The organism is Rheinheimera sp. (genome assembly GCF_037442345.1).
GTDB lineage: Bacteria > Pseudomonadota > Gammaproteobacteria > Enterobacterales > Alteromonadaceae > Pararheinheimera.
In genome coordinates this window covers 1-25,024 of sequence record NZ_JBBIQL010000027.1, presented here as the reverse complement: position 1 = coordinate 25,024, position 25,024 = coordinate 1, and the positions used below count along the sequence as shown (strand labels likewise).

Here is a 25,024-nt window from a genome sequence, read left to right as displayed (position 1 = left end):
TTCAAACGTACATTTCAAACAGGTGTTTTAATCTGGTGTTTGCATGTCGGCGAAACTCAATACCCAACAAAAAATTCTTGATGCGGCGGAGCAGCTGTTTGCAGGCAGTGGTTTTGCCGATACCTCATTGCGGCAGATCACCAGCGAAGCGGAAGTGAATCTGGCAGCGGTGAACTATCATTTTGGTTCAAAAAAAGAGCTGATCCAGTCGGTGTTGCAGCGGTATTTGTCGGTGCTGATGCCAAGGTTGGATCAGGAGTTCAGCCGGTTATTGGCCCAGACCAAAGCCCATGATCTGCATACGGTGCTGACAGTGTTTGTTAAACCTTTGCTGGAACTCAATACCGTCAAGCCGCAGGGCACGCGAATTTTTCTGCAGTTGCTGGGGCGCGGCTACACCGACGTGCAAGGCCATTTGCGCTGGTTTTTTAACCATCATCACGGCCGGGTGCTGGATAAATTTGTGCTGCTGGTGCAACAGGCCTGTCCACAGTTACCAGCCAGTGAAATTTTCTGGCGGCTGCATTTTTCGTTGGGCACCATCGTGTTTACCATGGCGTCCAACCAGGCGTTGCAGGAAATTGCTGCAGCAGATTTTAATGAAAACGTAGAAATTGAAGGCGTGATCCAGCGGCTGATCCCATACCTGGCTGCTGGTATTGCCTCACCTTTAAACCCTAACTAAGCTCGCGGAAGGATAAAACTTATGTCCATTGTGATCCTGCTACTGGTCGCACTGATTGTGGTGCTGGGTGTGGCCGATATCCGGCGTAACCTCGTTACCAAGCCTATTTTTGCTGTGTTTAAAAAGATCCTGCCGCCGCTGTCGGACACCGAACGTGAGGCGATGGAAGCGGGCGATGTGTGGTGGGACGGCGAGTTGTTTAAGGGCAAACCCGACTGGCACAAGCTGCACGCCATTCCAAAAGCGGAGTTGTCGGCTGAAGAGCAGGCCTTTATGGACAATGAAGTCGAAACCCTGCTGAAAATGCTGGATGACTACAAGATTGTGCAGGAACAACGCGACCTGCCTGCTGAAGTCTGGAGCTATATCAAAGGCAACGGTTTCTTTGCGATGATTATTCCAAAGAGCTATGGCGGCCGTGAATTCTCTGCCATTGCCAACTCCACTATTGTGTCGCGCATTGCCACCCGCAGCTTAACGGCCGCTGTGACCATTATGGTGCCCAACTCCTTAGGCCCGGGTGAGCTGTTAATGCATTACGGTACCCAGGAACAGAAAGACCGTTGGTTACCTGGTCTGGCAGCCGGTAAAGAAGTGCCTTGTTTTGCGCTGACTGGCCCGGAAGCGGGTTCAGACGCCGGCGGTATTCCGGATACCGGCGTGGTCTGTAAAGGTGAGTTCGAAGGCAAAGAAGTGGTCGGGATCCGGCTGAACTGGGACAAGCGTTACATTACGCTGGCGCCTGTGGCCACTGTACTGGGCCTGGCCTTTAAACTGTACGACCCGGACAACCTGCTGGGTGAAAAGACGGAGCTGGGCATTACCTGTGCGCTGATCCCAACCAGCCATCAGGGCGTGGAAATTGGCGACCGTCACTTCCCGATGAATATGGCTTTTATGAACGGCACCACCTACGGTAAAGACGTGTTTATTCCGCTGGACTGGATTATCGGTGGTCCGGATTACGCCGGTCGTGGCTGGCGTATGCTGGTGGAATGTCTGTCCGCAGGCCGTGGTATTTCACTGCCGGCACTGGCGACCGCCACGGGCCATTTAGCCACCCGGATGACAGGCGCTTATTCCTATGTCCGTCAGCAGTTCGGTATGTCGATTGGTAAATTTGAAGGCGTGCAGGAAGCACTGGGCCGTATTGGTGCTTACACCTACAGCCTGGAAGCCATGCGGGTGATGACGGCAGGTGCCATTGATCTGAACCTGAGCCCGTCGGTGGTGACGGCTATTGCCAAGTTCCATATGACCGAAATGTCGCGCACCCTGCTGAACGACGCCTTTGATATTCACTCAGGCCGCGCTATTCAGGTGGGTCCGAAAAACTACCTGGCGCACGGTTACATGGGCATGCCCATTTCCATCACAGTGGAAGGGGCCAACATTCTGACCCGTAACCTGATGATCTTCGGTCAGGGCGCTACGCGTTGCCACCCGTACGTATTGCAGGAACTGGAAGCCGCCGCTAATCCGAATGCGGAAGAAGGCTTAAAACAATTCGACAGCCTGCTGATGAAGCATATTGGTTTTGCCATGGGCAACACCTTTGGCGCGCTGTTCCAGGGCTTAACTGCCGGTGCCTTTAATTCAAGCCCGGTGGCTGGCGAAACGGCTAAGTACTACAAGCAATTAAGCCGCATGAGCCGTGCTTTGGCTTTGTGCGCTGATTTCTCCATGCTGATGCTGGGAGGCGATTTAAAACGCAAGGAAATGCTGTCAGCCCGTTTAGGTGACGTATTAAGCCACCTGTATATCGCGTCCGCTGTGCTGAAGTTCTATGAAGACAATGGCCGTCAGGTCGCTGATTTGCCTTTCGTGCGTTACGCCGTAGAACGTAACCTGTTTGAAATTGGCAAAGCGCTGGATGGTTTCTTACAGAACTTCCCAAGCCGTGTGGTGGCGCGTGTACTGAAGACCCTGGTGTTCCCTTTTGGTATTGGCTACAAAATGCCGGCCGATGAAACGGCACAGGATATCTGTGACGCCCTGCTGAAACCTGGGGTGATCCGTGACCGCCTGACTCACCTGTGCTTTATCGGTGAAGGTGAAAACGACCCGACAGGTTTAATGGAATCGGCCTTTATGGCGGTGCACGAAGCGCAGCCTGTGATGAAGAAAATCTACGCGGCACAGAAGCAAGGCACTATTGCCCGCAAACTGCCGATGGATATTCTGATTGAAAAAGCGCTGGAAGCCAGTGTGATCAGCAGCGACGAAGCACAACAACTGCGGGTGATGAATAAACTGCGGTTTGAGTCCATCAGCGTGGACAGCTTTAAGCCAGGTGTGTTGTCTGACAACGCTATCTAAGCCCTGACTTTTAACCTGAACACCAAGCCCGCCTTATGGCGGGCTTTTTTTGCTGTTCTGTTGACGCTGTCGCGGTTAAAAACAGGTCGGCAATGCTTCGAGCAGATTGTAGTCGTCATCGACCAACCAGATTTGCCGCCATTTATCAAAGGTCAGGCAGGGATGGGAGGTGCCGAGTAGCAGTAAATCCCCCACGTGCACGTCCAGTTCACCAAAATGCCAGAACGCATGCTGGTCCATCATTTTGCTGAGTGGATTCGCTGTATCAGGCCGGGTCAGCAACTGACCATCCCGGTACTGTGCCAGCACCAGGGGCAGGCCTGCATCAAAAGCGGCGTCACGTTTTCCCAGGTTCAGCACGGCAAAACCAGGCTCTGGTACTGACTGCACATAACAGGCGATTTCCAGCGCATTTTGCAAGGCGCCGTTTTGCATGCAGGCGGTGCTGCTGCGCTGTACTACCTGCTGCTGGCTTTGCTGATAAATGCCAACATCCAGGCTGATGTAACAGCCGGGACGCAGCAGCAAATCGGTGCTGTCGGACAACCCGGTACGCTGAAATTCTTCGGCCACCACGTCATACCAGACTGAGCCGGCGCCAGTTAACACTGCTCTTGGTGCAGTAAGCGCACCGCTCTGGCGTAACTGCTGCAGTAACGCCGCTGCGCTGCGGCAGAACTGGCGAATTTGCTGTTCGCTGTTGTCGCCTTTGATCACGCCTTCATAAAACTCAATACCTGCCAGCTGCAAAGCGGGGGAGTGCTGCAGCTCAGCAGCCAGTTGCAGTGCCTGCTCCGGGCTGCGACAGCCACAGCGTCCGCCGGCAACGCCCAGTTCAATCAGCACCGGCAATACCAGCCCTTCAGAGGCAAAAAACTGATCCAATTGCCTGAGTTGGGAGCTGTGGTCCAGACAAACAAAGACCTCAATGCCCTGCGCCAGCAGGCGGGCAATGACGGCCATATTGGCGGCACCCGTCAGTTGGTTGGCCAGCAGAATGCGTGTTGCGCCTTGTTCGGCGGCAACTTGTGCCTGATAAGCGGTGGCGACGGTCAGGCCCCAGACACCGGATCTGAGCAGTTGTTGCATCAATGCTGGCATCATGGCGGTTTTGCAGTGTGGTGCCAGCTGCACCTGATGAGCGGCGGCAAAACTGTTCATCCAGCGGATATTTTGCTCCAGCTGTGTTTTTTTCAGCACTGCCGCTGGCAGGCACAACGATTCCCGCAGCACATTGGCTTTGGCAGAAGGCGGAAAAGGGGAGCCGGATTTTTCGAAGATTTTTTGGTACTTCATAACATTTTTCCTTCTGATGTCAGCCGGGCCTGGTGGCAGGGTTTTAGTGTAAAGCATTGTAATCAGGCAGTGTAGATATTTACATTTTGAGCTTTATGGTACAAAGTATCTTTGTTTTTTGATTTTATGTTAGTTTTTTCATGTGACATTGTAACTTGGGCTGTTGACGTTATGACCTATGAAATTGATGTGCTGTCACGTATATCTGAACGTTTTGTTGAAATGAGTGAGTCGGAACAGCGGGTGGCGCAGTTGATCCTCGACAATGTAAAAGCGGCCACTGAAATGAGCATTGCACTCTTGGCTGAGCATGCCGGTGTCAGTCAGGCCACTGTTACCCGCTTTGCCCGTACAGTGGATTGCAAAGATGTGCGGCAACTGAAAGTGAAGCTGGCACAGTCGCTGGCCGTGGGGCAGCGTTTCGTGGAAGAGCCGGCCGATTTGGATGGCATTCATGGTGTGTACGAAGCCATTAAAAATACGCTGGATTTAAGCCGTAAATTGCTGGTGGAGGCGGATATCCGCCAGGCGGTCAGTTATCTGCTCAATGCCCGGATGATCTTTTGTATCGGCATGGGGGGCGGTTCCTCCATTGGGTCGCAGGAATTGCAGTACCGGCTGTTCCGCTTTGGTATGCCGGTCTGCAGTTATCAGGATGGTTTGCTGACACGGATGGTGGCTGCGTCCGTCGAACCACAGGATGTGATGGTCGCCATTTCACTGACTGGGAATACAGGTGAAATTATTGATTCAGCGGCGATGGCCCGGCACTACGGCGCCAAAGTGATCGCCATTACCAAACCTGATTCTGCTTTGGCCAAAAATGCCGACATCGTACTGGGCCTGCAGGCACCGGAAACCGATTTTATCTACAAACCTTCGGCATCCCGTTACGCCATGCTGGCGGTGATTGATGTGTTGGCCACCGAAGTGGCCAAACAGAACAAACGCAAGTCACGCGACAAATTGCGGCGGGTCAAGTTGTCGCTCGACAGCAGCCGTGGCGGTGATGAGCGTCAGCCATTGGGGGATTAAGGAAAAGTCATGACGATTAAACGCTACGGTGTGGATGAAAGCAAAGGCACTGGCGGGCAGAGACTGCCTTTTGCCAAAGCGGTAGAGGCCGGCGGATGGTTGTATGTGTCGGGCCAGACGCCGATGCGGGATGGTGAAGTGGTGGAAGGCGGTATTGTCGAACAGTCCCGCCTTGCCATTCAAAACTGTGTCGACATTATGCAGCTGGCCGGTTATCGCCTGAATGACGTCGTGCATGTCAAAGTGTATTTAACAGACGCCCGTTATTTCTCCAGCTTTAATCAGGTGTTCCGCGAGTTTTTTGCTGACGCGCCGCCAGCCCGTATTTGTGCTGTGACGGATCTGGTGGTTGACTGCAAAGTGGAAGTCGACCTGACCTGTTACCGCGCAGACCGGGCCTGAGATGAACCCGCTGTATTTTCTGGCCGGATTTGGTGGTTACCTGCTGCTGATGACAGCACTCAGTGTCTGGGTTTCCCGCGGTCAGCGCAGCCAGGACGATTTTTTACTGGCGGGCCGGAAAGTCAGTGGGGGCCTGACTTTTGGCACCACCATAGCCACCATGATTGGCACGGGCACCAGTATGGGAGCGGTGGGCTACGCCTACGGTCATGGCTGGACCGGTATGATGTACGGAGTGGGCGGGGCTTTGGGCATTTTGCTGCTGGCCTGCTGCTTTGCCCAGGTACGGGATTTAAAGTTTTCCACCATGAGTGAAGAGCTGAGTTATTACACAGGCGCCAGCCGTTGGGTGAAACAAGGCAGTGCCGTGCTTATTTTCCTTGCGTCGCTGGGGTGGTTAGGCGCGCATATTATTGGTGGGGCTTTGTATCTGTCCTGGATGACAGGGCTTGATATGCTAAGCGCCAAACTTTTGATCACTTTAGCTTTTACCATTTATGTTGCCATAGGCGGTTATAAAGCCGTGATCTGGACTGACAGCCTGATGGCGTTGATTCTATTCAGTGGCTTTTTAGTTATGGGCTACAGTGCTGTGCAGGCCAGCGGCGGCTGGCAGTCACTGACACAGTTCTGGCAGCAGGCCAGTCAGCAGCATCTGTTTAAGCCGTTACCTGGTTTGGCGGCTGTCTCATTAGCCGTTGCTGTGGCTGTTGGCGTGCTGGCCACCCCGTCTTTCCGCCAGCGTATTTATTCAGGCCGCTCTGTGCAGAGCGTACGCCGCTCATTTTTGTTTGCCGGCTGTTTATATCTGGGGTTCGCGTTTTTACCGGCTTTAATAGGCGTCAGCGCCCGCCTGCTGTTGCCTGAACTGACGAATCCGCAATTCGCCTTTACTTCTGTCGCGGTCTTGGTGCTGCCTGCTGTGGCCGCCATGCTGGTACTGCTGGCCGGGCTGTCGGCCACGCTTTCATCCGCCAGTTCAGACTCCATTGCGGCTGTCACTGTCATTATGCATGACTTGCAGCAAGGGGTGGGCCGGTCGCCATTGCAGGGCCAGAAGGCGGTCTGGGTGTCGCGGCTGGCCGTATTGCTGGTCTCGGTGTCGGCTTTTGCGCTGGCGCTGTTGTCGAATAACCTGGTCGGTTATATCACCGCCATGATTGCCACCCTGATGTCCGGACTTTGTGTGGTGGCTGTGCTGGGACGTTTCTGGCATCGGCTGACCTGGCAAGGCGCTGTGGCGGCTTTGCTGGCGGCTGTGGGCACTTCATTGTCTGTGTTAAGCCAGCCTGACTGGCTGAATTTATGGGGCAACCCCTGTATGCCGGCTTTAGCTGTCGCCTGCATGGCTGCCGTGCTGGTCAGCCTCTGCACTAAACCCGGTCTGAACCGGCAGCAGGCGCTGCAACAAATACAGCAGCAAGCCGCACCCACCAACAGCACAGTAGGTGGTGATAACGCCTTATTCACCAGTTCTGATCCAAAGTTATCCTGACGGGGATTTATGCGAATTTTTACGGCGTCCTTAGCCACAGAAACCAATACCTTTTCGCCGATGTACACCGATCTGCAGTCGTTTTATCAAAGCTTTTATGCAGCACCGGGGGAACACCCTGCCACGCCGACTTTATGCAGTGCGCCGCTGGTGGCCTGCCGTGATTATGCCGCCTTGCACCCAACAGAAGTGACGCTGATTGAAGGCACCTGCACCTGGGCCGAACCCGGTGGTTTATTAAACCGGGCGGCTTATGAGCAGTTGCGGGATGAAATTTTGCTGCAATTACAGGCCGCTTTGCCGGTGGATCTGGTGATGCTGGGTCTGCATGGCGCTATGGTGGCGCAGGGCTATGACGACTGTGAAGGGGATTTGCTGCAACGGGTGCGTCTGTTGGTTGGGCCAACCGCCATAGTGGCGGCCACGCTGGATCCACACAGCCATCTGACCGCTCTGCGCCAGCAGCAGGCCGATTTGTTAATTGCGTTTAAAGAGTTTCCGCATCTTGACTTTATGCAGCGCGCAGAGGAATTGCTGCAGCTTGCCGTGCGGGCGGTGAAAGGGGACATCCGGCCTGTCATGAGCAGCTTTGATTGCCGGATGATTGACGTCTTTCCAACCAGCCATGAGCCGATGAAGTCTTTTGTACATAAGTTGATGCAACTGGAGCAGCAGGCGCCAGTGTTATCTGTTTCGGTGATCCATGGTTTTATGGCCGGTGACGTGCCGGATATGGGCGCTAAGTTGCTGGTGATCACCGACAATGCACCAGAGCTGGGGGCTGCTTTGGCTCAGCAGCTGGGGCTGGAACTGTTTTCATTTCGTGGCCGCACCTTGCCACAGTTTTACACCATTCCCGACGCGTTGCAGCACTTGCAGGACCAAAGCGTCCAGGCTGGCCCTGTGGTGCTGGCCGATGTCTGGGACAACCCGGGCGGCGGGGTGGCCGGCGATGGCACCCTGATTTTGCACGAGCTGATCCGCCAGCAGGTATCCGGTGTTGCGGTGGGGACTTTATGGGACCCGATGGCGGTGCGTTTATGTCAGGCCGCCGGTGAAGGCGCGGACATTGAATTGCGTTTTGGGGGCAAAAGCTGCGCAAGCGCCGGCGCTCCTGTCGATAAACGGGTCAAAGTTGTACGGCTGAAACAGAATGCACAACAGGAGTTTGCCGGCAGCCTGGTGCCGATGGGCGATTGTGCCTTGATCCGTTTTGATGGCATCGATCTGATTTTAAACAGCAACAGATGCCAGTCTTTTGACCCCAGCCTGTTCAGGGCGCTTGGGCTGGACCCGCTGAGCTACCGGGTGCTGCTGATTAAGTCCACCAACCATTTCTACCAGGGATTTGTCGGGATCGCGGGCAAGATCATGTATGTAGACGCCGGAGCGCCATACCCCAGTAACCCGGTGACGAACCAATACCACAAGTTGCAGCGGCCTGTCTGGCCGCGCCATCCGGCACCTTTTGATTTAACCTGAATGGCGCTGCGCTTGCCTGAACAATAACTGGATGGGGCGGTGCAGCGCTATCACCATTTCCTGCTGTATTTGCGCAGCCTGCTGCAATTGTTTTTCAGCGAGCTGCAGCTGCTCAGCTGAAAACGGCTGCTGCCCGCTGAGTTGGTGCAGCCATTGAATTGCCATTTGGCTTAGCGCTTTTATCTGCAACACCAGAGGTGCAAATTCCAGACCCTGGATTTGCTCAAGCTGAGTGGCTGCTTGTTGCCACTGCGTCAGTTGCTGCAGCAATTCGGCCTGCAGCTCAGGCCTGGGGTTTTGCAACCAGCGTTGCAGCTGCTGTTCAAATTGCCTTAACTGCTGCTGTTCCGCCGGTAAAAAATCCACCAGTTGCTGCAAAGGCTGGCGGTAATAGCGGCCTGCCACCGATTTTTCATGCAACCTGTGGTAATAGTGGGCTGGCTCCAGGGTTTGTGCCAGCAGAGCCAAGGCGTTCAGATCTTTGGCTGGCACCAGACGGCTGAAGCCATCCTGTTGCTGTTGCTGCAGTTGCAGACTGTTGTAGCGTTCAGCCCATTCTAACCAGTGCGACTGACGCTGATAGAAAAAGGCCTCATCCTGCACACTTTGTGCTGACCATAAGCGTTCTGCGACAGCGATGGCATTGGGCCATAAGCGGATATCAATCAATTCAGGCGTAATGAGTTCGCTCCATAACGCAATTTCTCCGCCCAGTACTTTGCCTGCGGCCTGCCCGGATAACTGACTGGGGCTAAAGCCCGCAGGCAGGGCAGTGCTGCTGTTGGCTGTCATACGCTGACCGCTGGCCTGATAAGGGGCATTGCCTACCACAAACTGGCCTGTCAGACGCTCCGACAACGCCAGTTCAGCGCGGACCGGTCCCATCCAGCTGTCAAACGTCAGCGCCACCTGACCATCCGCCAAATGGCTGAGCTGAGCCTGGATCAGCGGTTTGCCGTCAAAATTCAGCAGGGCCTGCATTGGTTTGCTGTGCAGTTCAAGCAGCAGCAACCGGCCAGTGACTGGCGAGCCGCGTTTGCGGGGAAACTCAAAGCTATATTCTGACCAGTGGCGAATACTGGCCGGGTCGGGCAGCTGCACTGTGGCAGGCAGCGGGTCTGTTCTGTAATGATAAGCGGCACTTTGTGGCTGATCGAGGTAATAACCGGTTGACAGGATAGCCGGATGGCCCAGATTGGCGGCGTGGTACAAGGATTCTGTACCACGCCAGGATTGCACTGTCACCTCTGTGGGCAAGGGATGGTCTATCACTTCATCCCAGCCAATCATGGTTTTTCCCAGTTTCCTGAGGATTTGGTGCACACGGCGGTTGAAATAAGCCTGCAAAGCAGCGGCATTTTCCAGCTGATGCTGCTGCATAAAAGCACGGATAGACGGACTGGCCAACCAATGATCCGGTAACACCTCGTCGCCGCCTATGTGCAGATGACTGTCCGGAAACACACTGGCCACTTCGGCCAGCAGCTGTTCCAAAAACTGATAAACCTGTTCATTGCTGGGGTCCAGCACTGCTTTGTGCACACCCCAATGGGTTTCGGCGCGGGTGGGAGCTGGTGCGGCCATCAGATGCGGATAGGCCAGCCCCAGAGCCGTGGTATGCCCCGGCAAGTCGATTTCCGGCACAAGGCGAATGGCCCGTTGCCTGGCGTAATCGACCAGCTCTGTTAATTCGGTCTGGCTGTAAAAACCGTCCCGGCCTCCTCGTTGTTGCAGCAGTGGAAATTTTTTTGATTCAAAACGCCAGCCCTGATCGTCGGTCAGATGCAAATGCAGCACATTGAGTTTGACTGACGCCATCAAATCCAGCTGCCGTTTCAGCAGTGGCAAAGGCAGAAACTGACGGGCGCTGTCCAGCAATAAACCGCGCCAGGCAAAACGGGGGTAGTCGGTGATCGTCAGGGCCGGTACCTGGGTCACTTGTCTGGTTGGGCGCTGCACCAGTTGTTGCAGGCTCTGTAACGCATAAAAAAAGCCGTCCTCGTCAGAGGCCAATACCCGGATCTGCTCCGGCTTGATCTGAAGCTGATAAGCGCCCCGGTTTTTCGTTGCCGCATTGCTGAGCGAAGCCGGCTGAGGTTCCAGCCAGTCAAACCTGAGTTGTGCCTGTTCGGGAGAGACGTAACTCAGCGTGCTGCTCAGTTGATTGCGCTGAACAAAAAGCTTGAGTTGGGTTTTTAACAGTACCGCATCGGCTGGCACCGAGGTGGCCAGCCGGGCAGGAAACACAAAAACGCCGGGCTGCTGTTGAAGCTGCACAGGTGCTGGAATTAGTGGCAAAGGTTCAGCAGTGACAGGGACCGACAGCATCAGCCCAAACAAGACAAAGGCAAATGAGTGCATAACAGAATAAGTTGGTTACTTGGTAACATATTGATATTCGATTGCGTCTGAGAAGTCTATCTAAAATGTCATTTTTTGTGCGTTTTTTTAGCGATTTAAGCTTTACATTTGTTACTTGTTGGTACAAAGTAACATTGTTTCCTGGTTTTTTTGCCTTTATCTCTGGTCAGAGGCCAACAAAAGCCAGGCAAAGTTCGTCACGGAGGCTGGGAATGCACGTTTTCAATCCGGCGCGGGGTGCGAGCCGCGCCATGTCCTGAAACATCCTGGCCTCCGTTTTTTCTGCCTTAACGGCTTTGGGCCAGCAAATCAGCCAAAGTGCTGCCGCTGTCACGTTCTTTCAGCTGGGCCAGAAACAGCTGGGCACAACCAAAGGCATCCGACAACGCCTGATGTTCGGTGATCGCAGGCAACTGACGGCGTTCCAGGCAAGCGGCCAGTGTCAGTTTATCCTGTGCCACCAGGCGGCCCTGCAATTGGAGCCTGAACAACTCCAGTCGCAGGGTATCCAACATTCGAAAGCGTGCCGGCCGGCCATAACAATACAGGCAGGCCTGACGCAGAAAATTCAGCTCCAGAGTGCTGTGATGACTGACCAGTACCCGGCCCTGCGCTTGCTGCAACAGCAGGTCCAGTAATTCATGCAGTTCCATCCCCTGCTGCAGCTCTGGGGTGTGCAGGCCATGGATCAGTGCACTTTGCCCAACCGACGTCTGGGTGCGGACAAGCTGGTACCGGGCTGAATTCAGCAAAATGCGCTGCTGCTCAATACAAACCCAGCCTGCACTGACAATATGGTGCCTGGCCGGATCCAACCCTGTGGTTTCAAAATCCAGCACCAGATAACTGCAATCCAGCGCCCGCGCCGATTTGTCCGGCCGCACGGCTTCGTACTGACGGATTTTCTGGTGCACAGGTTGTGCCTGACGAAACCAGGACCACATTTAATACTCCCGGCAAAAACGTTGCCGCAAAATTTGCTGTTCGTCGCTGATCACGGCAAAAGCGTCTTTCAGCTGGTGCCGTTGCAGTAAATTCAGCGTGGTTGGATCCAGCAGATTGCTCAGATGGCGGCCACGCTGTAAATCCTGCCATTGCACTTGCCAGCGCAGATTAGCCAGCACCTCATAGGCGCCTGACAAATTCTGCTGCTGAGTCTGGCTGATCGCATCCAGTTGCTCCAGTTGGGCCAGACGCTCCTTGGTATTGACCGCATGAATGCCATGAGCCAATGCATAAACCCGCACCAGATCGGTCACCAGGCTGACGCCACGTTTTTTGATATCCAGGCCTTTGCGCTGGCGGCCATCCTGCTCCAGCAGAAAATGTTTGAAGAAACCCAGGGGAGGCTGACGCTCGGTGGCGTTTCTGGCCAGATGAAATAAAAACAGCTCCGTGCCCTGGGCTTTCACCAACACGTCCTGCTGCAGGGCGTTAAACAACCCCTTGCTGCCATGCACCAGACGCAGGTCAAAAAAAATGCTGCTGTCGAGCAGTGCCTGAGGATCCGGGCTTTGCAGATAGTGGGCAAAGCGGGCCGACCAGCCTTTCAGGCTCAGGCGCAATTTTGGCTGATTGGCCATAATAAGGCCCGGACACAAGGCCTGACCGGATTGGGCCAGCCCCTGACAGACAAACTCTGCCAACGCGCTGAAGTAGTCGGCGACAGCGCCAGTTGGTTCCTTCTCCAGCAGCAGGGCATTGTCCTGATCGGCGCTCGGTAACATGTCACGCCGGGCCTGTGAACCAAAACAGAGCCAGCTGTAGACACAAGGTGCCGGGCCCAGCCGCTGCTCAGCGAGGCGCAGCCAGCTTTGGGTCAGGGCGTCCATAATGCTGGTCAGTATGCTGCTGACTTCAAAGGCCGGTAATTTCTGTTGGCCCAGATTGACCATCAAGTCGCGGATCTGTGTCTGACTATCGGCAAGAGCCGCTGGGCTTTGCTGGCGGTGAATATGGCTGATTAAAAAGACCGGGTGTTCCTGCTGACTGCGGATCAGATCGGTGGTGGTTAGCACACCAATGGCTTTGCCATCACGTTCTACTGCCAAATGATGAATATTGTGTTGGCTCATCAACTGAATCGCTTCAAAAGCGTAGCGGTCCGGTTCGATTTTATGTGGATTTTTGGTCATCACCTGCAGGACCTGGGTGGAGGCTGGCAGGTTTTTCGCCAGCACCCGGCTGCGCAAATCCCTGTCGGTCAGAATACCCACCAGCTCATTCTGCTGTTCTATCAATAAACAGGACACCCGCTGTTCGGTCATCAACTCTGCAGCCTGCTGAATGCTCTGTTCCGGGGCTATGGTCACCACCCGGCGGGTCAGCAGATCCGCCACTTTTAAGGTTGAAGTGCTGTGTTCCTGACTGCGCTGGTACAGATGCAAGCGGCGGCCAAACAGGCGCTGGAAAAACAAATCAAAATTTTTGTACTGGTAACGCAACTGGTCAAAGCGGCTCTGGCTCAGAAAATACAGCAAACCATCTTCTTCACAAATCAGCCGGTCCGGGTCCGCCAGCCCTGTCAGCAGCAATTGGTAGCCGTAAAAATCACCGCTTTGCAGATGGCTCAGCTGTTGTTGGTCGGTATGCAGTGCAAAGAGGCCCGACCGGACCAGCAGCAACTCGTTTTTGGGGGCGAGCGTTTCGCCCTGACTGGCGTAATACACCTGCAGATCACGGCATAGTTCCTCCAGCACATGAAGCGCAAGATCATCAAATGGGGGAGTCTGGTGTAAAAAACGGACAACATCCTGAACTGGCATTGCGTCTGTCCTGTGCTTAGCAAAGAGGTTTCAATTTTGGCGGTCAGGTATAGCCAACAGACAAAAGTCAAAGCTCTGAAACAGACAAGGCGTGTTGCCACGCCTTGTCTGGCCTTAAGGATATTAGTGCGCCTGCGCTGCACCTGCCCCTTTGGGATAGCGGATTTGTTCAACAATGTCCTGCACATCCTGCGGTACTTCTTTGGTCACTTTGCTGACGGCAAAGGCCACTACAAAGTTCACCAGCATGCCGATGGTGCCAATGCCTTCAGGCGAGATACCAAACAGCCAGTTGTCTGCTTTGTTCTCAGCCAACGGAGTGATAAAGATCCCTTTGAAGTACAGGATATAACCTACAGTGAACACAATACCTGCCACCATACCGGCAATAGCTCCTTCTTTATTCATCTTCTTATAGAAGATCCCCATAATAATGGCCGGGAAGAAGCTGGCTGCGGCAAGGCCGAAGGCAAATGCCACCACCTCCGCCACAAAACCCGGTGGGTTAATGCCGAGGTAACCTGCCACCATAATGGCTACGGCGGCGGCCAACCGGGCGGCCAGCAATTCCTGTTTATCGCTGATTTTCGGCATCAGGTTTCGTTTGAGTAAGTCATGCGAAATCGAGGTTGAAATCACCAGCAATAAACCCGCAGCGGTCGACAATGCGGCCGCAATACCACCCGCTGCCACCAAGGCGATAACCCAATCCGGTAACTGGGCAATTTCCGGGTTGGCCAGTACCATAATGTCACGGTCAATGGTCATCTCGTTGCGCTCGTCACCTGAATAGAACATGCGACCATCACCGTTTTTATCTTCATGTTTAATCAGGCCTGTTTTTGACCAGTTTTCCACCCATTGTGGGGCTTCTGTCACTAAGGTCCCCTGAGCATCCGGGCCATTGATGGTATTGATCATATTGTAACGGGCAAAAGCACCAATGGCAGGGGCTGTGGTGTACAGGATCATAATGAAGACCAAAGCCCAGCCGGCGGAAATACGGGCATCCCGCACTTTAGGTACGGTGAAGAAACGCACAATCACATGAGGTAAACCTGCAGTACCCACCATCAGAGCGGCCGTAATAGCAAAGACATCGGCCATTGATTTGGTGCCTTCGGTGTAGGCGGCAAAACCTAACTCAGCGGATAAACCGTCCAGCTTGGCCAGCAGGTAGGTATCAGAGCCATCGGTCAGGGTGGCGCCTAAGCCCAGCTGTGGCAGCACGTGGCCTGTGATCATCAGGGAAATAAAAATCGCAGGAACCATATAAGCAAAAATCAGCACACAGTACTGAGCAACCTGAGTGTAGGTAATGCCTTTCATCCCGCCTAACACAGCATAAAAGAACACCACTGCCATCCCAATAATAACCCCGGTATCAATGTCGACTTCCAGGAAACGGGAAAACACCACACCGACCCCACGCATCTGGCCAGCCACATAAGTGAAGGACACCAGAATGGCGCAGACCACGGCTACTGTGCGGGCCGTTTGCGAGTAATAGCGGTCACCGATAAAGTCCGGCACGGTAAATTTGCCGAATTTACGCAGGTAGGGGGCGAGGCAGAGCGCCAGCAATACATAACCGCCCGTCCAGCCCATCAGGTAGACGGAGCCATCGTAACCCATAAAGGCGATAATACCGGCCATTGAAATAAAGGAGGCGGCAGACATCCAGTCAGCAGCTGTGGCCATACCGTTGGCCAAAGGCGAAATGCCACCACCGGCGACATAAAACTCCTGGGTAGAACCGGCACGGGCCCAGATGGCGATGCCAATATAAAGCGCAAAGGTTGCGCCAACAATAATGTAAGTTAAAGTCTGTAAATCCATGGCGGGCCTCTTAGTCTTCGTGCACGTTGTACTTACGGTCCAGCGCATTCATTTTCGTCACATACACGAAAATCAGCGCCACGAAGGTGTAAATAGAACCTTGTTGGGCAAACCAGAACCCAAGTTTAAAACCGAACAACGGGATTTGGTTGAGCACATCGACCAGCAGGATGCCTGCACCAAAAGATACGGCAAACCAGATGACGAGCAGCTTGAGCATCAGCGAGATATTCTCCCGCCAATAGGCCTGCGCCTGTTCAGAGCTTTGAAAAGCCATGTTGTCTTCCTCTTGTTGTTTATTGTGGTTGTTATAAAAATCTGTTGACTTGCTTGTTTACCATAGCAGGGGCTTTATTCAGCGATAGCCCGACTTTAGTCGAAGGTGAAGGGCCCGCAGATTGACTTTCAGCGGCTGGCACACAACAGTAGGCGTATAAAAATAAAAAGGAGAACGCTTTGTCTGCGTGGATTGTCGCTGTATTGGCATTGCTTTATGTCGGGTTGCTGTTTTTTATTGCCAACTGGGGCGAGCGGCATGCCGGTGATCATCTGCTACGAAAGTATGGGGGCTTGCTCTATAGTCTGGCACTGGCGGTGTACTGCACTTCCTGGACTTATTATGGTGCAGTGGGCACAGCGGTGACTCAGGGCTGGGACTATATTCCGATTTACCTGGGCCCCATCCTGATTTTTGTTTTCGCCCAGCCTTTTTTATTTAAGCTGCTCTATGTGGCGAAAAAACAGAATATTGGGTCCATTACCGACTTTATCAGCGCCCGCTATGGCAAACGTAAAAATATGGCGCTGGTCACGGCTTTGTTGTGTCTGGTGGTCGTGATCCCCTATATCGCCCTTCAGCTCAAAGCTGTTGCCAGCTCGTACCAGGTGTTATTAGGGGCTGGTATGGCGGACCATGACGTGCCCTGGTGGCAGGATACGGCCTGGTTTTGTGCAGTGACCATGATGATTTTTGCGATTTTGTTTGGCACCCGCAAAGTCACGCTGACGGAGCAGAATCGTGGTGTGATGGTGGCCATTGCCTTTGAATCCCTGGTTAAACTTTTTGCGTTAAGCTGTCTGGCGTTGATGGCGTATTGGTTGTTGTTGCCAGAGCAGGTGCCCTTGTCCAGTTTCAGTGGACATGCCACAGCGTTGAAAACAGACCATGAAGAACAAAGCTGGCTGGCTTTTATTACCAAAACAGTGCTGGCGATGGCTGCAATTTTTTTATTGCCAAGGCAGTTTCATGTTGGTTTTGTCGAAAATGTCGATCACCGGCACTTGCGCCATGCCAGACGCTGGTTCAGCAGTTACCTGCTGATTGTGACGCTGGTCGTGATCCCTATTGCGCTGACCGGCATGATGATGTTTCCGGAGCAGCGTCAATTGGCAGACAGTTTTGTTTTGCTGATCCCGGAACAGTCCGGCTGGCACACCTTAAGTGTGCTGGTGTTTATCGGTGGTTTTTCCGCCGCAACCTCGATGATTATTATTTCTACCCTGGCGCTTTCGACCATGATCAGTAATGACGTGGTGATGCCGACCATCCTGCGCCGTCCGTCCAGCCAGCAACTGAAAAAGGATTACAGCAGCCTTATTTTACTGGTGCGTCGTGCGATGATCATCACAGTGATGATGCTGTCTTACGGCTATTACGCCTTATTTGCCCGCAATTACGAGCTGGCGGAAACGGGTCTGCTGGCCTTTGCGCTGGCGATTCAGCTGGCGCCTGCTGTGGTTGGTGGCCTGTACTGGCGACACGGCAATGCCTTTGGCGTGTACGCCGGTCTGGCTGTTGGTTTTTTGCTGTGGTTTTATTGCCTGATGGTGCCGCAGTTGTCGGCCGTCGGGGTGTTGCCGGATTCCATAGTCCAGTACGGGTTATTTGGTGTCGACCTGCTCAGGCCCACAGCATTGTTCGGGCTTGAACTCGATACCTTAAGTCACGGCGTGTTCTGGTCATTGGGGTTGAATCTGTTCTGTTACCTGCTGGGCTCGATGCTGGTCAAAGTTAATTTCAAAGACCGGCTGCAGGCCGCTGCGTTTGTAAAACCAACCTTGCCGCTGGAACATCGTGAGAATCCGGTCAAAAAGCTGCGTATTCGTCGCACCGATGTGGTGATGTTGCTGGAGCGCTTTATTGGTGCTCAGCGCACGGCCGAAGCCATTGCCGATTTTCGCCGCCGTTATCCGGAACCTGACGATCAGGGGGCGTGGGCCAGCCCGGAGCTGGTGGCTTTTGTTGAACGTGAGCTGGCAGGGGTTATAGGTGCGGCTTCAGCGCTGGCGGTGGTCAGCGCGGCCACCGAAGGCCGGCAGCTGGAACTGGAGGATGTGGTAACCCTGTTTGATGACACTACGCAGGCTATTCAGTTTTCCCGCAAAATTCTGTTTTCCACGCTGGAACACCTGAGCCAGGGCATCAGTGTGGTGGACCGGGATTTGAAACTGGTGGCCTGGAACAAGGCTTACCTGGCGCTGTTTGATTACCCGGACGGTATGATCCGCATTGGCCGGCCCGTGGCAGACATAGTGCGGTTTAATGCTGAACGTGGGCTTTTTGGTGAGGGAGCCCCCGAAGAGCATGTAGCCAAACGCATAGGCCATATGCAAAAAGGCACTCCCCACGTGTTTCAGCGGGTCCGGCCAGATGGCAGCGTGATAGAAATGCGCGGCAATCCTATTCCGGGGGGAGGCTTTGTCACCAGCTTTACTGATATTACCGACCATGTGCGGGCTGTGCAACAACTGGCTGAAGCCAAACAGCATCTGGAACAGCGGGTGCAGGAACGCACACAGCGGATCAGTGAAATTAACCAGGAGTTGCTGCAGGAAGTGGAGCGTCGTGGCCAGACAGAGTTGCAGCTGTTACAGGCCAAAGCGGAAGCCGAAGCGGCAAATGCTTCCAAAACGCGCTTTTTAGCGCTGGCCAGTCACGACATTCTGCAGCCATTGAACGCGGCCCGATTATTTACCGCAGCCTTGCAGGATGGCAGCCTGTCGGACAAACAGCAGACAGTCGTCAGCCAGCTGGATAATTCTCTGAAAGCCACCGAAGAGCTGATTGGCACCTTGCTGGATATAGCCCGGCTGGACGATGGCCGGTTGCTGCCGAAAAAACAGACCGTGCAAATCCGGCAGTTGTTAACCCCACTGCTGGATGAATTCAGCCTGCTCGCCAGTCAGAAACAGCTGGAGATCCGCCGGTATTTTTCCGACTGGCAGGTGGAAAGTGACAGCACCTATTTACGCCGCATCGTGCAGAATATTCTGTCCAATGCGGTTAAATACACGGCAAAAGGCAAAGTGCTGGTCAGTTGTCGCCGGCGCTCAGGGCAGCTGCTGTTGCAGATCTGGGATTCCGGCCCCGGAATTGCAGAGCAGGAGTTGCAGCATATTTTTGCTGATTTTTACCGGGTGGACAGTACGGCCAGAGGGCAGCAGGGCGTAGGATTGGGGCTTGGAGTTGTGCAGCGGATGGCACGGCTGTTGGGGCATAAAATAGAAGTGCGTTCCACAGTTGGTAAAGGCACTGTCTTTAGCCTTTGGTTGCCGCTAAGCCCGCAGCGGCGTGAGCAGGTGGCCGCTGAGCTGGTCAATACAAGCACGGTGTTGCCGGACTGGACTGTGTGCTGCGTGGATGATGACAGCTCCAATCTGGCCGCGCTGCAACTGCTGCTGGAGCAGTGGAAGTTGGGGCAGGTGCGTTGTTATGTCCGGGCAGAACAACTGCTGGAACAAGCATCGCAACTGAACAAACCTGATTTACTGATCCTGGATTACCAGCTGGGCCAGGATTTCAACGGCCTGCAGCTGTATCATCAGTTGCTGCAGATTTGGGGGCGCGTCCCTGGTATTTTAGTGTCAGCAGCACCTGAACCCGATTTGGCGCAGCGCGCCAAAGATGCGGGCCTGCTGTTCCTGGCCAAACCCATTAAACCAGCAGCGCTGAGGGCAGGGATTAATCATTTGAAAACCAAAGGAACGGCCTCGTAGAATAGAGGCGAACCGCTAAAACCTCAGACAAGGATGAGTATGCAAGCCAAACTGGAACAACGTTTTTTCTTACTGATGCTGGTGCTGGTCAGCTTGGCTTTTGGCTGGGTACTGGAACCGTTTTGGGGCAGTATTTTCTGGGCCTGTGCCATTACCGTCATTTTTTACCCGGTGCAACGGTTGTTACTGGGCTGGATAGGAGACAGACCAAACACGGCAGCGCTGCTTACCTTAGTTATGTGTGTCTTGGTGGTGGTCTTGCCTGTGCTGGCCATCAGCACCGCTTTTATTCAGGAAGGGGCGCTGTTTTACGACAAAATCAAAAGTGGAGAAATTAACCCCGCCGAATTTATTGAAACCATTCGTCAGGCCTTTCCTGCATTCACTGAGCTGTTAAACCGGTTTGGCATTGAAACCGGTGAGTTAAGGGAGCGTGTTTCGTCCGCTGCAGTGGAGGCCAGCCGTATGCTGGCCAAAGAGGCCCTGGCCATTGGGCAAAATACCTTTGGTTTTGTGCTGGATTTGTGCCTGATGCTGTATCTGGCCTTTTTCCTGCTGCGTGAAGGCCACCATCTGGTGGAATTAATGGTGAAGGCGCTGCCACTGGGGGATCAACGCGAACGTTTGTTGTTTGCCAAATTTGCTGAAGTAACCAGAGCCACAGTCAAAGGCAATCTGGTGGTGGCCGTGGTGCAGGGGGCTTTGGGTGGTTTTATTTTCTGGCTGCTGGAATTGCCTGCCCCTGTGCTGTGGGGGGTGGTGATGGCCTTCTTATCACTGCTGCCGGCGGTAGGTGCTGCGCTGGTCTGGGCGCCAGTATCCCTGTATTTGTATGGCACAGGCGAATGGGTGGTCGGCAGTATTCTGCTGGCTTATGGTGCGTTGGTGATTGGTCTGGCCGACAATATACTGCGGCCTTTATTGGTGGGGCGAGACACTAAATTACCGGATTACCTGGTGTTATTTTCCACTTTGGGTGGCCTGTCGCTGATGGGCATTAATGGATTTGTTCTGGGCCCTATGGTGGCGGCATTGTTTCTGGCGTTCTGGCAGATTTTTATGGAAGAGTTTAACCCCTGATACCGCAGCAGGTTCAGGGGTCAGAAGGATGTCGTCAGCAACTTGTCTGCAGGGGGTTCCAGTTGCAGACGCTGAGCCTGGATCACCACCTGGGTTCTGTTGGTCACTCCAAGTTTACGGAATATAGCCGTAATATGGGCTTTCACCGTGGCTTCAGAAATATGCAGATCATAGGCGATTTGTTTATTCAGCCAGCCCTCGGTCAGATAAAACAACACCTTGTATTGTTGTGGCGTCAGCTCGGCGACTTTTGCAGCCAAATCAAGGTCTGTCTGGTTATGGTGATCCAATACCTGAGCGCGCAAAGCCGGTTGCACCCAAAGTTCACCGTCCATCACGGCACTGAGCGCTTTGCCAATTTCGGCCGGATGGGCCGATTTGGGAATAAAAGCTGAAGCGCCAAAAGACATCACGCGCCGGATCACATCCGTGTCTTCGCTGGCAGAAATAACCACAATGGGCAGAGTAGGGTATTGTTTACGCAGTTGGATCAATCCAAGGAAACCGCAGTTGCCCGGCATATGCAGGTCCAGCAATAACAAATCGGCGTCAGGGTGTTGCTCCAGCGCTGTACAGGTAGCCTCAAAGCTATCGGTTTCAATGGTGGCCTTGGTGACAAAGGTATTACTGATGGCGTGGATCAGCGCATTACGAAACAAAGGGTGATCGTCAGCGACAATGAGTTTGGCCATTTAAACTCCTAACCCGGCCGTGACCGGGTTTAGCTAAGATATTGCCACCATTTAAAAAATGGTGGCATTAGTACGGGGAGCTTAACGGTTTAACCTGTTTTGGATCAAGTGTTCAACCACAGACGGATCGGCCAGGGTCGAGATATCACCCAATTGATCGTACTCATTGGCGGCAATTTTACGCAAAATGCGGCGCATTATTTTGCCTGAACGTGTTTTGGGTAACGCCGGTGTCCATTGCACCAGATCCGGCGACGCAATAGGGGATATTTCTTTACGTACCCAGTCCCGTACCGCTTTGGTTAAATCATCACTTGGCTCCACACCGACCCGAGGTGCCACAAAGACATAAATGCCCTGGCCTTTGATGTCATGCGGGTAACCCACCACAGCTGCTTCAGCAATGGCTTCATGAGCCACCAGGCAGCTTTCGATTTCTGCAGTGCCTAAACGGTGGCCGGAAATATTCAGTACATCGTCCACTCGCCCTGTCAGCCAGTAATAACCGTCTTCGTCCCGTTTGGCGCCATCTCCGGTAAAGTACATGCCTTTATAGGTGCTGAAGTAAGTTTGTTCGAAACGTTCATGATCGCCAAAGACGCTGCGCATCTGACCAGGCCAGCTATCCAGTAACACCAGGTTGCCTTCAGCTGCGCCTTCGAGAATTTCGCCCTCATTACTGACAATGGCTGGTTTTACACCAAAAAATGGTCGTGTTGCGGAGCCCGGTTTCAGGTCAGTAGCGCCAGGTAATGGTGTGATCAGGATGCCGCCGGTTTCCGTTTGCCACCAGGTGTCGACGATCGGGCACTGGCCTTTGCCGTATTTATCGTGGTACCAGGTCCATGCTTCCGGGTTAATAGGTTCGCCGACACTGCCAAGTATTTTGAGCGAGGATAAATCTGCACCTTCAACAGGCACAGTGCCATGTGCCATCAAAGCACGAATAGCAGTTGGCGCCGTATAAAGAATGTTGACTTTGTATTTGTCGATGACCTGTGCAATACGTTTTACACTTGGGTAGGTTGGTACCCCTTCAAATAACACGCTGGTCGCGCCGTTAGCCAAAGGGCCATAGACAATATAGGTGTGGCCTGTCACCCAGCCCACGTCAGCGGCACACCAGTAAATGTCGCCTTGCTGATAGTTAAATACATACTGGTGGGTCATTGAGGCCCACACCATATACCCCCCTGTGGTATGCAGCACACCTTTGGGTTTGCCTGTGGAGCCTGAGGTATAGAGAATAAACAGCGGGTCTTCGGCGTTCATCACTTCAGGTTCGCACTGCTTCGGTTCTGCGGCAATAAGCTCGTGGTACCACAGATCGCGGCCCGGGTGCAGGTCAATATTCTCGCCGACATGTTTTACCACAATGACATGTTGCACCGGATTGCTGTCACCCAGATGGCTGAGTGCCTGATCGGTGTTGTCTTTTAAATAGGTTAAGCGACTGCCGCGGGCAGCCTGATCGGAAGTGATCACCAGTTTGGAGTTGCAATCCACTATACGACTGCCCAGTGCATCCGGCGAGAAGCCGGCAAAGACCACCGAATGCACAGCACCAATGCGGGCACAGGCGAGCAGGGCGACAGCCGCTTGTGGGATCATCGGCAGATAGACAGTGACACGATCCCCTTTGCCTACACCCAGCTTGCGCATGGAATTGGCAAGCTGACAGACTTCGTCATAAAGCTCCTGATATGTGACGGCCTTTTGCACACCAGGCTCATCCCCCTCCCAATAATAAGCCACCTGATTGGCTCGTTCTGGCAAGTGGCGGTCGAGGCAGTTGTAGCTTGCATTCAGGCTGCCGTCACTGAACCAATTCACATGCACCTTACCCAACTCAAAGCTGGTGTCCTTAACCTTGGTAAAAGGTGTAAACCAGTGAATGCGCTGACCCTGTTTAGCCCAAAACTGCTCCGGTTGTTCAACGGATTCCTGATACATCGCCAGATATTGCTCGTGAGTGACCAGGGCGCTGGCCTTGGCCTTTGCGGGCACTGGATAAAGCTGGGCTTGAGTCATAAATAAGTTCCCCTGTTGTGGTGACGTGATAAAAAGTCACGTTCTGATAAGTCATGGTCTTCGTTCTACCTGTTTCGCTACAGCGGCCATATTAGACATTAGTCTAGCCAAAACTGCTGTAGCGGCTGCCGGTCAAGGATAAAAATACATCTGCGACTAAAGGCTAATTGTTGGAAGCGTTTTTAGTGACCAGAGTTGAAACGCCATATTTACAAAAACAAATCAATCAGGACCTGGAGACAACAACAATGCTTACAAAAAACACTCTGGCAGTAGCTGTGGGGCTGAGCCTCGCCACCTTAAGTGCCCCAACTCAGGCGGCAGTCACCTTTGGTGATACTGAATTTACCTATGGCGGTTACATTAAGCTTGATTTCTTATACACAGATACACCGGATGGTGACCTGGCTACCGGGATCGGTCGTGAATTTTATGTCCCTAGCCTGACTCCGGTAGGAGGGGAGGGCGAATCCGGTAAGTTTGATGCGCATGCCCGTCAGTCCCGTTTCTTCTTTAACAGTGCAACCAAACTGGATAATGGTAAAACCATTACTGGCCGCATTGAGTTTGACATGATGACCACACCTATAGGTGATGAGCGGATCACCAACGGTTATTCGCCGGAAGTCCGCCATGCGTTTATTAGCTACGATGGTTGGATTTTCGGTCAGACCTGGTCGAACTTTATGGATGTCGCATCTTTACCTGACAGTTTGGACTTTGTGGGGAACACGGACGGTTCTGTGTTTAACCGTCAGGCACAAGTGCGTTATACCTCGGGCAGCTGGTCGGTGTCGGCAGAAAACCCGGAAAGCACTATTACACCTTTTGGTGGCGGTGCCCGTATTGTCACAGATGATAATAGTATTCCGGATCTGACCTTAAAGTATAACTTCGCTGATACCTGGGGCTCAGTTGCTGTTGCTGTGCTGGCCCGCGAAATTGCTTATGAAAATATGGCTGCGGGGATCGACGATCAGACCAATGGGTATGGTGTGTCCATCTCCGGTAAGTACAACCTGTCAGCCAAAGACGACATTCGCTTCACGGTGAATACAGGGGAGGGCATTGGTCGTTATATTGGCCTGAATACCAGTAACGATGCCGTGATAGCTGCTGACGGGACTCTGGATGCTATTCCGGTAACCGCCTATGCGCTGGCGTACCGACATATGTGGGATGACAAATGGCGTTCAAGCTTCATTTATTCGGCACAGAGTATCGACAATGACTCAGCTTTGACTGGGGGGACTGTCACTGACAAGACCAGTAGTATTGCCGTGAACCTGATTTATCAGGCTGCCAGCAAATTGATGTACGGCGTTGAATTGCGTCATGCCACCCGCGAAGTGGTGTCAGGGGCTGATGGTGACTTAAACCGGGTGCAGTTCAGCGCTATGTATACCTTCTGATTGCGCTTTTCAGAGCAAACTCAGGGCCGCTGCTGCGGCCTTTTCTGCTGTTTTGTGGTTTATTTCTCCGCTTTGCTTGTTTATTGAGCGGTTGAGCGTGGTTATCATCAAAATGTCATTTTAGCGCTTGCGTA

The 25,024-nt window shown here is 53.4% G+C and carries 17 protein-coding genes; 9 read left to right on the top strand and 8 right to left on the bottom strand.

Going from position 1 to position 25,024, the window contains the following annotated elements; all coding sequences use genetic code 11:
• The first annotated feature begins 43 nt into the window (after positions 1–43).
• Together WKJ04_RS15595 and WKJ04_RS15590 are read left to right on the top strand one after the other, a co-directional pair.
• On the top strand, positions 44–685 hold the full coding sequence (locus WKJ04_RS15595) for a TetR/AcrR family transcriptional regulator (protein ID WP_337843319.1): 642 nt from the start codon (positions 44–46) through the stop codon (positions 683–685).
• Positions 686–706: 21 nt separating this feature from the next.
• The gene (locus tag WKJ04_RS15590) at positions 707–3,004 is read left to right on the top strand and encodes an acyl-CoA dehydrogenase (RefSeq protein ID WP_337881254.1); all 2,298 of its coding nucleotides are present in this window, start codon (positions 707–709) and stop codon (positions 3,002–3,004) included.
• A gap of 75 nt (positions 3,005–3,079) precedes the next feature.
• On the opposite strand, the gene WKJ04_RS15585 is transcribed toward WKJ04_RS15590, so the two are convergent.
• Positions 3,080–4,300, bottom strand: coding sequence for an alanine racemase (locus WKJ04_RS15585; RefSeq protein WP_337881253.1), 1,221 nt, complete (start codon positions 4,298–4,300; stop codon positions 3,080–3,082).
• Between the two features lie 171 nt (positions 4,301–4,471).
• On the opposite strand from WKJ04_RS15585, the gene WKJ04_RS15580 reads away from it, so the two are divergent.
• From WKJ04_RS15580 to WKJ04_RS15565, 4 genes are read left to right on the top strand one after another with little or no spacing between them, the layout of a single operon-like run.
• Positions 4,472–5,335, top strand: coding sequence for a MurR/RpiR family transcriptional regulator (locus WKJ04_RS15580; protein ID WP_337843316.1), 864 nt, complete (start codon positions 4,472–4,474; stop codon positions 5,333–5,335).
• Between the two features lie 9 nt (positions 5,336–5,344).
• The gene (locus WKJ04_RS15575) at positions 5,345–5,737 is read left to right on the top strand and encodes a RidA family protein (RefSeq protein WP_337881252.1); all 393 of its coding nucleotides are present in this window, start codon (positions 5,345–5,347) and stop codon (positions 5,735–5,737) included.
• Between the two features lies 1 nt (position 5,738).
• A complete protein-coding gene (locus WKJ04_RS15570; RefSeq protein WP_337881251.1) occupies positions 5,739–7,232 on the top strand; it encodes a sodium:solute symporter family protein in 1,494 nt (497 codons plus the stop codon).
• A gap of 9 nt (positions 7,233–7,241) precedes the next feature.
• Positions 7,242–8,714 carry a M81 family metallopeptidase gene (locus tag WKJ04_RS15565; RefSeq protein WP_337881250.1) on the top strand — a complete coding sequence of 491 codons (1,473 nt, stop codon included), beginning with the start codon at positions 7,242–7,244 and terminating at the stop codon, positions 8,712–8,714.
• On the opposite strand, the gene WKJ04_RS15560 is transcribed toward WKJ04_RS15565, so the two are convergent.
• The 5 genes from WKJ04_RS15560 to WKJ04_RS15540 all read right to left on the bottom strand — a co-directional run bounded on the left by WKJ04_RS15560 (position 8,706) and on the right by WKJ04_RS15540 (position 15,956).
• Positions 8,706–11,042 (bottom strand): family 20 glycosylhydrolase, encoded by a 2,337-nt coding sequence (locus WKJ04_RS15560; protein ID WP_337881249.1) that lies wholly within the window; start codon positions 11,040–11,042, stop codon positions 8,706–8,708. The two genes, WKJ04_RS15565 and WKJ04_RS15560, sit on opposite strands and share 9 nt — an antisense overlap.
• Before the next feature lie 320 nt (positions 11,043–11,362).
• Positions 11,363–12,019: a 3'-5' exonuclease gene (locus WKJ04_RS15555; RefSeq protein WP_337881248.1), complete on the bottom strand. Its 657-nt coding sequence runs from the start codon at positions 12,017–12,019 to the stop codon at positions 11,363–11,365.
• Complete coding sequence (locus tag WKJ04_RS15550; RefSeq protein ID WP_337881247.1) at positions 12,020–13,840, bottom strand: putative nucleotidyltransferase substrate binding domain-containing protein; 1,821 nt, start codon at positions 13,838–13,840, stop codon at positions 12,020–12,022. It lies immediately after the preceding gene.
• 123 nt (positions 13,841–13,963) lie between these two features.
• On the bottom strand, positions 13,964–15,679 hold the full coding sequence (locus tag WKJ04_RS15545; RefSeq protein WP_337881246.1) for a sodium:solute symporter family protein: 1,716 nt from the start codon (positions 15,677–15,679) through the stop codon (positions 13,964–13,966).
• Positions 15,680–15,689: 10 nt separating this feature from the next.
• Complete coding sequence (locus WKJ04_RS15540) at positions 15,690–15,956, bottom strand: DUF4212 domain-containing protein (RefSeq protein ID WP_337881245.1); 267 nt, start codon at positions 15,954–15,956, stop codon at positions 15,690–15,692.
• Positions 15,957–16,135: 179 nt separating this feature from the next.
• On the opposite strand from WKJ04_RS15540, the gene WKJ04_RS15535 reads away from it, so the two are divergent.
• Both WKJ04_RS15535 and WKJ04_RS15530 read left to right on the top strand, forming a co-directional pair.
• Positions 16,136–19,675, top strand: a complete 3,540-nt coding sequence (locus WKJ04_RS15535; RefSeq protein ID WP_337881244.1) for a PAS domain-containing hybrid sensor histidine kinase/response regulator — start codon at positions 16,136–16,138, stop codon at positions 19,673–19,675.
• Positions 19,676–19,714: 39 nt separating this feature from the next.
• A complete protein-coding gene (locus WKJ04_RS15530) occupies positions 19,715–20,755 on the top strand; it encodes an AI-2E family transporter (protein ID WP_337881243.1) in 1,041 nt (346 codons plus the stop codon).
• 20 nt (positions 20,756–20,775) lie between these two features.
• Here the strand turns inward: WKJ04_RS15530 and WKJ04_RS15525 are convergent, their stop codons facing one another.
• Both WKJ04_RS15525 and acs read right to left on the bottom strand, forming a co-directional pair.
• A complete protein-coding gene (locus WKJ04_RS15525; RefSeq protein WP_337881242.1) occupies positions 20,776–21,447 on the bottom strand; it encodes a response regulator transcription factor in 672 nt (223 codons plus the stop codon).
• 81 nt (positions 21,448–21,528) lie between these two features.
• Positions 21,529–23,478, bottom strand: coding sequence for an acetate--CoA ligase (gene acs, locus WKJ04_RS15520; RefSeq protein ID WP_337881241.1), 1,950 nt, complete (start codon positions 23,476–23,478; stop codon positions 21,529–21,531).
• A 185-nt stretch (positions 23,479–23,663) separates the two neighbouring features.
• Between acs and WKJ04_RS15515 the strand changes: the two genes are divergently transcribed.
• The gene (locus WKJ04_RS15515; RefSeq protein ID WP_337881240.1) at positions 23,664–24,890 is read left to right on the top strand and encodes a DcaP family trimeric outer membrane transporter; all 1,227 of its coding nucleotides are present in this window, start codon (positions 23,664–23,666) and stop codon (positions 24,888–24,890) included.
• Positions 24,891–25,024: the final 134 nt, after the last annotated feature.

What these genes read in the sequence shown, in the direction of transcription:
- acs (WP_337881241.1), bottom strand. Translation starts at nt 23,478, where the DNA reads ATGACTCAAGCCCAGCTTTATCCAGTGCCCGCAAAGGCCAAGGCCAGC.
- WKJ04_RS15590 (WP_337881254.1), top strand. Translation starts at nt 707, where the DNA reads ATGTCCATTGTGATCCTGCTACTGGTCGCACTGATTGTGGTGCTGGGT.
- WKJ04_RS15595 (WP_337843319.1), top strand. Translation starts at nt 44, where the DNA reads ATGTCGGCGAAACTCAATACCCAACAAAAAATTCTTGATGCGGCGGAG.
- WKJ04_RS15565 (WP_337881250.1), top strand. Translation starts at nt 7,242, where the DNA reads ATGCGAATTTTTACGGCGTCCTTAGCCACAGAAACCAATACCTTTTCG.
- WKJ04_RS15585 (WP_337881253.1), bottom strand. Translation starts at nt 4,300, where the DNA reads ATGAAGTACCAAAAAATCTTCGAAAAATCCGGCTCCCCTTTTCCGCCT.
- WKJ04_RS15540 (WP_337881245.1), bottom strand. Translation starts at nt 15,956, where the DNA reads ATGGCTTTTCAAAGCTCTGAACAGGCGCAGGCCTATTGGCGGGAGAAT.
- WKJ04_RS15545 (WP_337881246.1), bottom strand. Translation starts at nt 15,679, where the DNA reads ATGGATTTACAGACTTTAACTTACATTATTGTTGGCGCAACCTTTGCG.
- WKJ04_RS15570 (WP_337881251.1), top strand. Translation starts at nt 5,739, where the DNA reads ATGAACCCGCTGTATTTTCTGGCCGGATTTGGTGGTTACCTGCTGCTG.
- WKJ04_RS15575 (WP_337881252.1), top strand. Translation starts at nt 5,345, where the DNA reads ATGACGATTAAACGCTACGGTGTGGATGAAAGCAAAGGCACTGGCGGG.
- WKJ04_RS15550 (WP_337881247.1), bottom strand. Translation starts at nt 13,840, where the DNA reads ATGCCAGTTCAGGATGTTGTCCGTTTTTTACACCAGACTCCCCCATTT.
- WKJ04_RS15555 (WP_337881248.1), bottom strand. Translation starts at nt 12,019, where the DNA reads ATGTGGTCCTGGTTTCGTCAGGCACAACCTGTGCACCAGAAAATCCGT.
- WKJ04_RS15560 (WP_337881249.1), bottom strand. Translation starts at nt 11,042, where the DNA reads ATGCTGTCGGTCCCTGTCACTGCTGAACCTTTGCCACTAATTCCAGCA.
- WKJ04_RS15580 (WP_337843316.1), top strand. Translation starts at nt 4,472, where the DNA reads ATGACCTATGAAATTGATGTGCTGTCACGTATATCTGAACGTTTTGTT.
- WKJ04_RS15525 (WP_337881242.1), bottom strand. Translation starts at nt 21,447, where the DNA reads ATGGCCAAACTCATTGTCGCTGACGATCACCCTTTGTTTCGTAATGCG.
- WKJ04_RS15530 (WP_337881243.1), top strand. Translation starts at nt 19,715, where the DNA reads ATGCAAGCCAAACTGGAACAACGTTTTTTCTTACTGATGCTGGTGCTG.